Genomic DNA, 11,927 nt, shown 5'->3' with positions numbered 1-11,927 from the left:
GCAGCCCGCCTCTCGGCGCTGGGCTACACTGCCGGTAGCCCTAATGCGCTGATAAGGAAAAACAATGCGCCCTTTGCCTCTGCTGACCCCCAGGCTGATCCTGCGCCCGTTCACGGCCGACGATCTGCCCCACTTTACCGCCTACCGCAGCCACCCCGACGTGGCGCGCTATCAAAGCTGGAGCGACTACGGCGCCGCCGATGCGCAGGCCTTTTTCGAACGGCAGCGGCGGCTCGAGTTCAACCGTGAAGACAGCTGGTTTCAACTGGCGGTCGAGCGCCGCGAAGACGGCGCGTTGCTCGGCGATGTCGCGGTGCATTTTTTCGATGCGGGGCGCCAGGCTGAACTGGGCGTGACCTGCGCGCCCAGCCATCAGCGGCAAGGGATGGCGCACGAGGCGCTGAACGCCGTCATCGCCCTGCTGTTCGGGCCGCTGGCGAAGCACCGCATTACCGCGGTGGTAGACGCCCGTAATCTTGGCGCCGCCGCGCTGTTCGGCAAGCTGGGTTTTCAGCGCGAGGCCCATTGGCGGCAAAACGTGTTTTTTAAAGGCGCGTGGGGCGACGAATTCGGTTTCGCTCTGCTGCAAAGCGAATGGCGGGAGAATGCAAAGCATGGCGCTGCTGAATAAATACCTTGGGCAATACCAGTTCTCGGAGCGGCATGCCATCACCATCGCCGCACCGCCGGCCCGGATACTGGCGGCCGTGGCCGCTTACGATCCCAAGCACGATCGCTTTTTCCGCAGCATGATAGCGCTGCGCGAATTGCCCGCACGGCTGATACCGCGCGATAAACCCAACCCACCGCCGTTTGGCCTGCATAACTTTTGCCTGCTTGAGCGGGATGAAACGGCGCTGGTCTATGGCCTGATCGGCCGCTTTTGGCAGGCCGAATACGGTCTGGAGGACGTCGCCGACGGGCCGGGGTTTCTGGCCTTCGCTCAGCCCGGCGTAGCCAAACTGGCGTTGGGTTACGTCGTGACCCCTTTGCCGAGCGGCCACTGCCGCCTGGTAACGGAAACGCGCATCTTCTGCCCCGACGACGCCAGCCGACGGCGGTTCACCCCCTACTGGTATACTATTCGCCTGGTCAGCGGGCTGATACGCCGCCGTATGTTGCGCGACATCAGGACCGCCAGCGAGGCCACTGCGCATAATCATTCATAGTATGAATACATTTAGGAGCATTCTCAGGGTATGCCTCAAGCAATAAGGTTATTTATTAACCATTAAAAGATGCATTGAGAAGCCATTAGCCCCGCCCCCCCTGCGGGGCTTTTTTCATCTAGTCACCGTTCAAACCGGGAAATACCTGCATAAACAGGAAGGTGCAAGGCTTGCGCTGATGCTGATTGATCTGTGGCACCAGCCGGGTGAAATGCTCGGTCTGACAATGCACATCCAGGGCGGCGCGATCCGGCCAGCTTTCGATAAAAATAAAATGCCCGGGGTCCTGCTGGTCGATGCACAGTTCATAACTGATGCACAGCGGTTCTTGACGGGTTTTCTCCACCAGCTCGCGATACCATGGCATAACGGTTTCAATGTGTTCCGGGTGGATAAAGTCTTCAGCGATGACCTTCAGCATGTTGCGCTCCTGCATTCTGTTTTGCCGTGCCTCACCTTAGCGTCCTCACTCCCGAGATGAAAGCACCCTGCTCCAGGCCTATCGCCGGGTTGTCAATTCGGTGATAGCGCACACAGATCTCGATCAAAGCGCTTGAACCTACCCTGACCCTGTGTGAACTTCCGGTTAACAAAAAAGCAACACACCATTTACCATGGTGATGTCTGCACCAACCTGCCGACCCGATACGCGGCGTTTTTTTTGCCCTCAAAGGCCTGACCATTAGTCCTTTAGTCCTTTAGACCTTTAAGGATCGCGAAGAGAAACCGTGGTTACCGTCGTGTTGAGGGCAACGGCATCAGGACGGTCCTGTGACCGACGCTTGTCATTCTCAGAAGAGAGGTTAACGCCAGTGAATCACACCACCTATGCCGCTCCTGCGCTCAACGTCGCCATTCGCAAAACCTGGCGCAGGCTGGTGCCATTGATGTTCGCCATGTACTTTGTCGCCTTTATCGACAGGGTTAACGTCGGCTTTGCCAAGGACGCGATGGCTATCGATATCGCGCTGTCCCAATCCGCCTTTGCGCTCGGCGCGGGGATATTTTTTGCCGCCTATGCGCTGTTCGGCATCCCGGCCAACCTGCTGATGAACCGCTGGGGCGCCAAACGCTGGCTCAGCGCCACCACTGCGCTGTGGGGGGCGCTGTCGGCCTGCACCGGGCTGGTGACCAACGAACAACTGTTTATCGTCCTGCGGTTTCTGCTGGGGATCGCCGAGGCCGGGTTTTACCCCGGCATCCTGCTGCTCGCGTCGATCTATTTTCCCAATAAGGTGCGCGCCTCGGTCATTGGCATTTTCGTGCTCGGCGTGCCGGCGGCCCTGACGCTCGGCTCCCCGCTGTCGGGGGCATTGCTGGAGATGCACGGCGTGCTGGGTAAGCCCGGCTGGTTCTGGATGTTCGTGCTGGAAGGGTTGCCGGCCGTCGCCCTCGGCGTCTTCGCCTTTTTCTATCTCGACGATAGCCCGCAGCAGGCCCGCTTTCTGACTGAGGAAGAACGCACGGCGCTGGTCGCACAGTTGGCCGCCGAACAGCAGCAGACCGAAACCAGCAGCGTCAAAGCAGCGTTGAGAAACGGCAAAGTTTGGCATCTGGCGTTGATCTACGGCACCCTGCAGATCGGCGTGTACGGCCTGATGTTTTTCCTGCCTTCGCAGGTCGCCTCGCTGATGGGCACCCATCTCGGCTTCAAGGCCTCGCTGGTGGCCGCCATTCCCTGGGCGTTATCTGCGCTGGGCGTCTATTTCCTGCCGCGCTTTGCCGACAGAAACACCGCCAGAAGACTACCGATCGCCGTCGCCTGCATGGTCGCGGCGGCGCTGGGGCTGGTGGTTTCTTCCTATGCCGGTCCTTTGCTCGCTATCGCCGCACTGAGCTGTTGTGCAGTCAGTTTCCTGGCGGTACAGCCGATTTTCTGGACGTTTCCCGCTCAGGTGCTCACCGGCCCGGCACTGGCGGCCGGCATCGGCTTTTGCACCACGCTCGGCGCGGCGTTCAGCTTTTTAGCCCCGCTTATCCGCACCGAGGCGGAACAGCGTTTTCACAGCCCGCACGCCGGGCCGCTGGTGCTGGCCGCCTTTGCACTGCTGTGCGCCGCGCTGTTGTGGGCGCTCAAAAACCGGCGCACCGACGTGAGCAAGCAAGACGCAAAGATTGCCGGATAGCGGCGCGTTATTTAGCCATTATTGAACCTGCGGATGGGACACTGGCATTCAACCCCCTCGCCCACAGGTGTTAAATGGATGAATTGACGCATATTATCGCCAAATACACCCCGGAGCCGGAGATGTTGCTGCTGCTGATTTTCCTGTTTGCGCTGGGTAAATCCGTGATCTTCGTTTCCTCCGTCCTGCCGCCCGCCTCGGTCACGCTGCTGATGGGCATCGTTGCGGGCAAGCACGCGCTGCCTGTCAGCGCCGTTTGGGCGGCCATCACCCTCGGGGCCGCGCTGGGATCGATCTTGTCGTTCCACTGCGGCGCACTGCTATGCCGCCGCGATCTTGGCAGCCGGCTACCGGCGCGTTTTCATGCGCCGCTGCACAAAGCCCAGCGCGCCCTGCAAAAGCGCGGGTTGCCATTGCTGTTCGCCTCGCGTTTTCTGGCGGTAATGCGCTATACCGTACCGCTGGTGGCCGGCATGCTGAAGCTGCCGCTGGGGCGCGTCTATGCCACCGCCGCACTCTCGGCCGCCGCCTGGGCGCTGATCTTGATGTCGGCTGCGCATTTATTCCCCGCATCTTGACCTGAAAGATTCTTGGGCAAATGATCGGCTCATGCGCCGACGTTGCGCCAGCGCACAGCCTCTCTTGCCGTATAAACTGCCGTGCAACACCGCAGTTTGCGCCAGATCACCTTTCTGAACATCAGTCGAAAAATGCGAATTTTTTTGCAAAAAGCGCGCTTAAAACGGCGCAATGAGGAAACAAGCAGAGAAAAACCTCGGCGTAACACGCTGATTTGGTTGGTGGGTCGTACAGGGTTCGAACCTGTGACCCATTGATTAAGCGTCAACGGCTCTGCCGACTGAGCTAACGACCCAACGAGATAAACTGTCCTCCTCGTCAGTGCCGCCGTCAAACGCTTCCACTCATTACTTTTTCTCATGCGAGCTTTGCAACCCTTTGTTTAATCAACGAGATAAGCCGCATAAGGTCTGTTAATCCCACCTTTTGAAGAGTAATCTTCCGCTCCCTGAACGTCCGATTTGCCTCCTCCGTGTAAAGATTGATCGACTTTTATCCCGCGTATAAATGTTGTAAACATGTTGCACAAAGGTGGCGTTATTGCACTACCTTACTAAAGCCGGGCCAACCGGATAAATGTATAAAAAAGAGCCACTTCAGAGCTCGCGACTTCACTAATGACAGGTAAAACAGGACATCATCAGATGGTAGATCACTCTAAAATAGCGACTGACGCGACGCCCGCTTCAGAAGATCATCTACGGCGAAACCTCACTAACCGACATATTCAACTGATCGCCATCGGCGGCGCCATCGGCACCGGTCTGTTTATGGGCTCAGGTAAAACCATCAGCCTGGCCGGCCCGTCGATCATCTTCGTGTACATGATCATCGGCTTTATGCTGTTCTTCGTGATGCGCGCCATGGGCGAGCTGCTGCTGTCCAATCTGGAATACAAATCGTTCAGCGATTTCGCTGCGGATCTGCTCGGCCCGTGGGCCGGTTTCTTCACCGGCTGGACCTACTGGTTCTGCTGGGTGGTCACCGGCATCGCCGACGTCGTGGCGATTACCGCCTACGCCCAGTTCTGGTTCCCCGGGCTGTCGCAATGGATCGCTTCGCTGCTGTGCGTACTGTTGCTGCTCGGCCTTAACCTGGCGACCGTGAAGATGTTCGGCGAAATGGAATTCTGGTTTGCAATGATCAAAATCGTCGCCATCGTCGGGCTGATCGTCGCCGGGCTGGTGATGATCGCCATGCAGTTCCAGTCGCCGACCGGCACCGTGGCCTCATTCACCCATCTGTGGAATGACGGCGGCATGTTCCCGAAAGGCATCAGCGGCTTCTTCGCCGGCTTCCAGATTGCGGTATTCGCCTTCGTCGGCATTGAGCTGGTGGGCACCACCGCCGCAGAAACCAAGGATCCGGAGAAATCGCTGCCGCGCGCCATCAACTCGATTCCGATCCGCATCATCATGTTCTATGTGTTCGCCCTGATCGTCATCATGTCGGTCACGCCGTGGAACTCCGTGGTGCCGGACAAGAGCCCGTTCGTTGAACTGTTCGTGCTGATCGGCCTGCCTGCCGCGGCCAGCGTGATCAACTTCGTGGTGCTGACCTCCGCCGCCTCCTCCGCCAACAGCGGCGTGTTCTCCACCAGCCGCATGCTGTTCGGGCTGGCGCAGGAAGGCGACGCGCCAAAATCGTTCGCCAATCTGTCCAAGCGCGCGGTGCCGGCCAACGGCCTCACCTTCTCCTGCATCTGCCTGCTGGGTGGCGTGGTGCTGATTTACCTGATCCCGAACGTGATGACGGTCTTCACCCTGGTGACCACCGTATCGGCGATTCTGTTCATGTTCGTCTGGACCATCATCCTGTGCTCGTATCTGGTCTACCGTAAACAGCGCCCGGCGCTGCACCAGAAATCGATCTACAAGATGCCGGCCGGCAAACTGATGTGCTGGGTGTGCATGGCGTTCTTCGTGTTTGTGCTGGTGCTGCTGTCGCTGCGTGAAGACACCCGCCAGGCGTTGATCGTCACCCCGCTGTGGTTCATCGTGCTCGGCCTGTCTTACGTGTTCCTGCGCAAGAAGAAAACCGCATGATGCAAAAAGGGGCGGATATCTCCGCCCCTTTCTTCTTTCTGTGCCTCTGCACTAATCCGCTTCCGTCGCCACCGCCGCTTTATCCTTGCGCCGCACGCGCAGCTCGCTGACCACCACCCCAATCACGATCAAGGCGCCCCCCAATAACGCCACGCCCGGCAAACGCTCGCCGGCCAACCGCCCGACGATGCCCGCCCAGACCGGTTCGCCGGCGTAAATCACCGTGGCCCGCGTCGGCGAAACGCTGCGCTGCGCCCAGTTCATGGTCAGCTGAATCAAGGCGCTGGCCAGCCCCAGCCCAATGGCGCTGTACAGCAGGTAATCCGAATACGGCGGCGGCGACTCGCCGGTCGGCGCCATCATCAAAAATGAGGTCAGCGAGGCGGTCGCCAGCTGCACGATGGTCACCCGGCGGATATTGACCTTACCGGCGAAGGCGCCGATCAGAATGATCTCTGCCGCCATCCCCAGGGTGCCGGCCAGCGTCAGAATTTCGCCGAGGCTCAGCGTCATGTCGGTGCTGCTCGGCGCCGCCAGCAGCATCAGGCCGGTAAAGGCCAACAGAATGCCGACCCACGACATGATGCCGGGGAACCGCCCCAGCACCAGCCACTGCAACAGTGGCACGATCGGCACGTACATGGCGGTGATAAACGCCGATTGGCTGCTGGTGATGGTCTGCAGGCCGACGGTTTGCATGCTGTAACCAAACATAATCGCCAGCCCAATCAGCCCGCCCGCCTTCAGTTCATACAGGGTCAGGCCGCGCAGCACGCGCAGCGAAAACAGGGTCAGCGCCAGCGTAGCGGTGGCGAAACGCAGGCCGACGAAAAAGAACGGCCCGCTGACCTGCATCGCGTGATGCACCGCCAAAAAGGTGCCGCCCCAGATCATGGTGATGAAAATCAACACCGCTTCCGGCAGCCTGATTTGCGGAACCACGACGGAAATAAAGGATTTTTTTGCTGCTGACACCGGCTTGCCCTTCCTGCTGAGTGCAATATAATGCACAGATCCTGCCAGTATGAGATAAAGCCCGGCGATGAGCAATACGGCGCATAACGCAAAAACCGATCCCCCCAAGGTGCTGCAGTACCTGAGCAGCAACCTGCGCGGCTACCGCCAACAGGCGGGCCTGAGCCAAATGGCGCTGGCCGAGCTTTCCGGCGTCAGCCGCCGTATGTTGGCGGGCATCGAGGCCGGCGATCGCAACGTTAGCCTGGCGGTGCTCGACAAGATCGCCGCCGCCCTGGCGATTTCCTTTACCGATCTGATCCAGGCGCCGGAGGCGCGCGGCAGCCATATGGTCGGGGAATTGGCCTGGCAAGGCGCGCAGCCGGGCAGCCAGGCGCTGTTCGCCGCCAGCGTACCGGCACGGCAGCGGGCCGAGCTGTGGGAATGGACGCTGATGCCGGGCGAGCGCTATGACTCTGCGCCGGACGCCGAAGGCTGGAGCGAAATGATCTACGTGATTGCCGGTACTCTGACGCTGGAGCTGGAACAAGATACGCTGACGCTCACCGTCGGCGCCACGCAAACCTTCAACAGCGATCAGCGCTACGCTTACGCCAACCACGGCGAGCTGCCCCTGCGCTTTATCCGCAACGTCGCCTTCTGACCGCCCGCCGGCCCACACCGGCGGCGGATGTCGTGTCGCTGTCGTGCCGCTGTCGTGGCGCCGCCACCCCGCTCGCCCTACACTGAATGACAGTGACAGCGAACTCAGGAGTGCACCATGCAAAAGTACCGCATCAGGCCATTACGTCTGGAAAAAGGCTGGTCGCAGGAGCAGCTGGCGACGATCGCCGGCCTCAGCACCCGCACCGTCCAGCGGATTGAAAACGGTGAACAGGCCAGCCTGGAAACCTTGACCGCGATCGCTGCCGCGCTGGGCGTGCAGGTCAGCGATCTCAATGCGCAGCCGCAACAGGCAATGGAGGAAGAGACGCCTGACGAACAGCGCATTCGTCGCCAGGTCGCGGCAGAAGGCAAACTGCTGAGCATGGCGGTGCGTTTCGCCGTGATTGGCGTGATGTTGTTCGCCATCAATTGGTTTACCCACCCGCAATATCTCTGGTCGCTGTGGGCGATCGGCGGCATGAGCCTCGCGCTGGTCATGCGGGCGGTGCGTACCCTGCTGCTGCGCAATGTCTTCAGCCGCTGGCAGGAACAGCGGCTGGCGCACAAGCTGCGGCGCTTGCCCTGAATCCGCCATTCGACAAAACCAAATTCGTCATTCGCTTCTATGCTTATCAAGGGTTTTTGTTAATCATCTGAGCGGGAGTACGGAACATGACGAAAGTGTTGGTGCTTTATTACTCAATGTACGGCCATATCGAACACCTGGCGCAGGCGGTGGCCGAAGGCGCGAATCGGGTTAACGGCGTGGACGTGACGATTAAACGCGTGCCGGAAACCATGACGCCGGAGGCCTTTGCCAAAGCAGGGGGCAAACAACATCAACAGGCGCCGGTCGCCAGCCCGCAGGAGCTGGCGGACTATGACGGCATTATCTTCGGCACGCCGACCCGCTTCGGCAATATGGCCGGGCAGATGCGCACCTTCCTCGATCAGACCGGCGGCCTGTGGGCTTCCGGCGCGTTGTACGGCAAGGTAGGCAGCGTCTTCTCTTCCACCGGCACCGGCGGCGGCCAGGAACACACCATCAGTTCCACCTGGACCACGCTGGCGCACCACGGTTTCATCATCGTGCCGATCGGCTATGCCACGCCAGAGCTGTTTGACGTTTCGCAGGTACGCGGCGGCACCCCGTATGGCGCCACCACCATCGCCGGCGCCGACGGTTCGCGGCAACCGAGCAACGAAGAGTTGACCATTGCCCGCTATCAGGGCGAGCACGTGGCAAAAATCACCGCCAAGCTGAAAAGTTAAGCACCCTCCTGCGCCTGTGATTCAAAGGGTCGCGCATTCGCACGGCCCCATCTTGTTGCCGACCCGCCGCAAGGTTAGAATGCCCCTCCCCCGGCCATTCAGCGTCTGAAGGCCAGGCCCGAATTCGTTCTGCCCGTCGCTCGTCAGCCTTAGGCGCGAGGACGGGCGTTCTGTTTTTTGCGCACAGCGAAGGGAATAAGTCAGTGTCTAAAGATTTTGATGAACTAATAAGAGACATGGATCTTATTATTGAAAATGTAGACAGCTTCAAGGCTCTGGCTCCGCGCGCGCCCGAGCCGGCTCCGGCCCCGCCGCCGCCGGTTCATCACTACGACTCGTTCTGCGAGAACATCGCGCTGAAAGTGGTCTTGAAGGTGCTGCTGTCTTCGGTGGACAAGATAGTCAAAGTGCAAATCGCCAACAAGGTCGAGCAAGAGATCGCCCAGATTGAACAGCAGGTGGTGCGCGCCGGCGGCGGCCCGGTATCGCCGGACGATCTGGCGCAAATGACGCACTATGTGCGCCGCACGGTCAACGACCTGCTGGAATAACGTCTCCCCGGCAGGCTCACCGGCCATACTTATTCGGCGATATGAATTTTTACGCTATTTTTATATCGCCTGCTTTATGCTTGATACACTTCAATAAATTGACACATTGTCGGCAGGCATTCCGAGCAACAGCATGGTCAAAACCAAACAAATCCTGGTCGTCATTCATCTTTGCAGCTTTTTGGTCCTTCTTTACAGCCTTTCGATGATCCCGCCCCTGCTGATGGGCCTGTTGTATAAAGAAAAAAGCGCCTTCTCATTCTTCTATACCCTGGTGGTGGCCGCCACGCTCGGCGGATTGGGCTGGTTCAGCACCCGCCAGTCGAAAGTGCAGTTGCGCACTCAGGACGGCTTTCTGATCATCGTGATGTTTTGGCTGCTGTTTTCCGCGATCAGCGCCCTGCCGCTGTGGCTGGATGATACGCTGAACGTCCGGCTGGTCGACGCGATGTTTGAGGGGGTCTCCGGCATCACCACCACCGGCGCCTCGGTGCTGAATGACGTCTCGAACGTGCCCAAATCATTCCTCTACTACCGTTCCCAGCTCAATTTTATCGGCGGCCTCGGGGTTATCGTGTTGGCGGTGGCCGTGCTGCCGCTGCTGGGCATCGGCGGCGCCAAACTTTACCAGTCGGAAATGCCCGGCCCGTTCAAGGAGGAACGCCTGGCCGATACCTCGAAAAACCTGTGGTTGATCTACCTTGGGCTGGGATTAGCCTGCACCGTCGCCTTTCGTCTGGCGGGCATGCCGTGGTTCGATGCGTTATGCCACGGCATTTCCACCGTTTCGCTCGGCGGATTTTCCACCCGCAACGAAAGCCTGGGGTACTACGACAGTTCGGCGGTGGAAATGGTCGGCGGCATTTTCTCTATTCTGGCGGCGGTGAACTTCACGCTCTATTTCGTGGCCGTCGGCCGCCGCAGCCTGAAACCGCTGTACCGCAGCCCCGAGCTGCGCTTTTTCCTGTTGATACTGGCCATCGTCGTGGCGATCGTGTGTATCGAGCTGTACCGTTCAGGCATGTACGGCGTCAAAGACGCCTTCGTGCACGGCTTTTTCCTCACCAGCTCGATGATGACCGACAACGGCCTGGCGATTGCCGATTACACCCGGATCCCGTCCCATACCATCATGCTGCTGCTGGCGGCGAGTTTCTTCGGCGGCTGCGTCGGCTCCACCTGCGGCGGCATTAAAGCACTGCGTTTTCTGATCATGTACAAGCAAAGTCGGCTCGAGATCAACCAACTGGTGCATCCCAACGCCATGTATACCATCAAGGTCGGCAATGCACCGATCCAGGATCGAACGCTGCGCTCCGTCTGGAGTTTCTTCTTCCTCTACGTACTGTTCACCTGCCTGTTTATCTGGCTGCTGAATCTGATGGGCTATGATCTGGTCACCGCCTTCGCCACCGTCGCCGCCTGCATCAACAATATGGGGCTGGGGTACGGAGAAACCGCCGCCGGTTTCGGCACGCTGAACGATGTGGCGAAATGGCTGATGTGCGCCGCCATGCTGCTCGGCCGCCTCGAGATCTATCCGATGCTGATCCTTTGTTCACGCGCATTTTGGCGTTTTTGATCGGCCAAGCGGCGTGTAGGGCGCCGTTCCGCTCTGCCAACGCCGACACATTCACAACATGAATATGTTGCATTGTTGTATTCGTTTCACTGCGATAAGTTTAATTCACTGTAGATATATACAGTATTTTTTAACTTATTGAGGATATGAATATGCGCTTTAACAACAAGATGTTGGCCCTGGCCGCCCTGCTGTTCGCCGTACAGGCGTCGGCCGACACGCTCGAATCCATCGACAACTGCGCGGTCGGCTGCCCGACCGGCGGCAGCAGCAACGTGTCGATCGTGCGTCATGCTTATACGTTGAACAACAACAGCACCACCAAATTCGCCAACTGGGTAGCCTATCACATCACCAAAGACACGCCGGCCAGTGGCAAGACGCGCAACTGGAAAACCGACCCGGCGCTCAATCCGGCGGATACCCTGGCGCCCGCCGATTACACCGGCGCCAATGCGGCGTTGAAGGTCGATCGCGGTCATCAGGCGCCGCTGGCCTCGCTGGCGGGCGTTTCCGACTGGGAATCGCTGAACTACCTGTCCAACATCACGCCGCAAAAGTCCGATCTGAACCAGGGCGCCTGGGCGCGGCTGGAAGATCAGGAACGCAAGCTGATCGATCGCGCCGATATCTCCTCAGTCTATACCGTGACCGGGCCGCTGTATGAGCGCGATATGGGCAAACTGCCGGGCACCCAGAAAGCGCACACCATCCCCAGCGCCTACTGGAAGGTGATTTTCATCAACAACAGCCCGGCGGTGAACCACTATGCCGCCTTCCTGTTCGATCAAAACACGCCGAAGGGCGCCGATTTCTGCCAATTCCGCGTGACGGTGGACGAGATCGAGAAGCGTACCGGCCTGATCATCTGGGCCGGTCTGCCGGACGACGTACAGGCCTCGCTGAAGAGCAAACCCGGCGTCCTGCCGGAGTTGATGGGCTGCAAAAACTGACGAAAAAACCCGCCTCGGCGGGTTTATTTT

Annotated in this window: 13 protein-coding genes and 1 tRNA gene; 11 read left to right on the top strand and 3 right to left on the bottom strand. The window is 59.2% G+C overall.

Translation table 11 applies throughout. From position 1 onward, the window contains the following. The first annotated feature begins 64 nt into the window (after positions 1–64). On the top strand, positions 65–631 hold the full coding sequence (locus C3F38_RS11455; protein WP_055317306.1) for a GNAT family N-acetyltransferase: 567 nt from the start codon (positions 65–67) through the stop codon (positions 629–631). Beyond that, complete coding sequence (locus C3F38_RS11450; protein ID WP_038875318.1) at positions 615–1,169, top strand: hypothetical protein; 555 nt, start codon at positions 615–617, stop codon at positions 1,167–1,169. Before C3F38_RS11455 ends, C3F38_RS11450 begins: the two co-directional genes overlap by 17 nt. 118 nt (positions 1,170–1,287) lie before the next feature. On the opposite strand, the gene C3F38_RS11445 is transcribed toward C3F38_RS11450, so the two are convergent. After that, complete coding sequence (locus tag C3F38_RS11445; protein WP_047730753.1) at positions 1,288–1,590, bottom strand: putative quinol monooxygenase; 303 nt, start codon at positions 1,588–1,590, stop codon at positions 1,288–1,290. A gap of 391 nt (positions 1,591–1,981) precedes the next feature. Here C3F38_RS11445 and C3F38_RS11440 point away from each other — a divergent pair, with 391 nt between their 5' ends. Next, complete coding sequence (locus C3F38_RS11440) at positions 1,982–3,295, top strand: MFS transporter (RefSeq protein WP_055317305.1); 1,314 nt, start codon at positions 1,982–1,984, stop codon at positions 3,293–3,295. 74 nt (positions 3,296–3,369) lie between these two features. Next, positions 3,370–3,873 (top strand): DedA family protein, encoded by a 504-nt coding sequence (locus C3F38_RS11435; RefSeq protein ID WP_055317304.1) that lies wholly within the window; start codon positions 3,370–3,372, stop codon positions 3,871–3,873. A 220-nt stretch (positions 3,874–4,093) separates the two neighbouring features. Here the strand turns inward: C3F38_RS11435 and C3F38_RS11430 are convergent. Beyond that, positions 4,094–4,169, bottom strand: a tRNA-Lys gene (locus tag C3F38_RS11430). A 349-nt stretch (positions 4,170–4,518) separates the two neighbouring features. On the opposite strand from C3F38_RS11430, the gene cycA reads away from it, so the two are divergent. Then, positions 4,519–5,919 (top strand): D-serine/D-alanine/glycine transporter, encoded by a 1,401-nt coding sequence (gene cycA, locus C3F38_RS11425; RefSeq protein WP_043141829.1) that lies wholly within the window; start codon positions 4,519–4,521, stop codon positions 5,917–5,919. 51 nt (positions 5,920–5,970) lie between these two features. Here the strand turns inward: cycA and C3F38_RS11420 are convergent, their stop codons facing one another. After that, on the bottom strand, positions 5,971–6,894 hold the full coding sequence (locus tag C3F38_RS11420; protein WP_055317303.1) for a DMT family transporter: 924 nt from the start codon (positions 6,892–6,894) through the stop codon (positions 5,971–5,973). 67 nt (positions 6,895–6,961) lie between these two features. Here C3F38_RS11420 and C3F38_RS11415 point away from each other — a divergent pair, with 67 nt between their 5' ends. The 6 genes from C3F38_RS11415 (at position 6,962) to C3F38_RS11390 (ending at position 11,897) form a co-directional block, all read left to right on the top strand. Then, positions 6,962–7,537 carry a helix-turn-helix domain-containing protein gene (locus C3F38_RS11415; RefSeq protein WP_047727877.1) on the top strand — a complete coding sequence of 192 codons (576 nt, stop codon included), beginning with the start codon at positions 6,962–6,964 and terminating at the stop codon, positions 7,535–7,537. 117 nt (positions 7,538–7,654) lie between these two features. After that, on the top strand, positions 7,655–8,125 hold the full coding sequence (locus C3F38_RS11410; RefSeq protein WP_049272896.1) for a helix-turn-helix domain-containing protein: 471 nt from the start codon (positions 7,655–7,657) through the stop codon (positions 8,123–8,125). Between the two features lie 86 nt (positions 8,126–8,211). Beyond that, the gene (gene wrbA / locus C3F38_RS11405) at positions 8,212–8,811 is read left to right on the top strand and encodes an NAD(P)H:quinone oxidoreductase (protein ID WP_049201633.1); all 600 of its coding nucleotides are present in this window, start codon (positions 8,212–8,214) and stop codon (positions 8,809–8,811) included. A 236-nt stretch (positions 8,812–9,047) separates the two neighbouring features. Then, a complete protein-coding gene (locus tag C3F38_RS11400) occupies positions 9,048–9,362 on the top strand; it encodes a hypothetical protein (protein ID WP_016928271.1) in 315 nt (104 codons plus the stop codon). Positions 9,363–9,495: 133 nt separating this feature from the next. Continuing rightward, positions 9,496–10,944, top strand: coding sequence for a TrkH family potassium uptake protein (locus C3F38_RS11395; protein ID WP_055316211.1), 1,449 nt, complete (start codon positions 9,496–9,498; stop codon positions 10,942–10,944). Between the two features lie 152 nt (positions 10,945–11,096). After that, positions 11,097–11,897, top strand: coding sequence for a DNA/RNA non-specific endonuclease (locus C3F38_RS11390; protein ID WP_038875289.1), 801 nt, complete (start codon positions 11,097–11,099; stop codon positions 11,895–11,897). Positions 11,898–11,927: the final 30 nt, after the last annotated feature.

This window comes from Serratia sp. SSNIH1 (genome assembly GCF_002935055.1).
Lineage (GTDB): Bacteria > Pseudomonadota > Gammaproteobacteria > Enterobacterales > Enterobacteriaceae > Serratia > Serratia nevei.
The sequence above is the reverse complement of the archived record's forward strand: the minus strand, read 5'-3'. Positions and strand labels throughout refer to the sequence as shown.

Excerpts from the sequence above, each read along its gene's own strand:
- C3F38_RS11455 (WP_055317306.1), top strand. The coding sequence starts at position 65 with ATGCGCCCTTTGCCTCTGCTGACCCCCAGGCTGATCCTGCGCCCGTTC.
- C3F38_RS11450 (WP_038875318.1), top strand. The coding sequence starts at position 615 with ATGGCGCTGCTGAATAAATACCTTGGGCAATACCAGTTCTCGGAGCGG.
- C3F38_RS11445 (WP_047730753.1), bottom strand. The coding sequence starts at position 1,590 with ATGCTGAAGGTCATCGCTGAAGACTTTATCCACCCGGAACACATTGAA.
- C3F38_RS11435 (WP_055317304.1), top strand. The coding sequence starts at position 3,370 with ATGGATGAATTGACGCATATTATCGCCAAATACACCCCGGAGCCGGAG.
- cycA (WP_043141829.1), top strand. The coding sequence starts at position 4,519 with ATGGTAGATCACTCTAAAATAGCGACTGACGCGACGCCCGCTTCAGAA.
- C3F38_RS11415 (WP_047727877.1), top strand. The coding sequence starts at position 6,962 with ATGAGCAATACGGCGCATAACGCAAAAACCGATCCCCCCAAGGTGCTG.
- C3F38_RS11410 (WP_049272896.1), top strand. The coding sequence starts at position 7,655 with ATGCAAAAGTACCGCATCAGGCCATTACGTCTGGAAAAAGGCTGGTCG.
- wrbA (WP_049201633.1), top strand. The coding sequence starts at position 8,212 with ATGACGAAAGTGTTGGTGCTTTATTACTCAATGTACGGCCATATCGAA.
- C3F38_RS11400 (WP_016928271.1), top strand. The coding sequence starts at position 9,048 with ATGGATCTTATTATTGAAAATGTAGACAGCTTCAAGGCTCTGGCTCCG.
- C3F38_RS11395 (WP_055316211.1), top strand. The coding sequence starts at position 9,496 with ATGGTCAAAACCAAACAAATCCTGGTCGTCATTCATCTTTGCAGCTTT.
- C3F38_RS11390 (WP_038875289.1), top strand. The coding sequence starts at position 11,097 with ATGCGCTTTAACAACAAGATGTTGGCCCTGGCCGCCCTGCTGTTCGCC.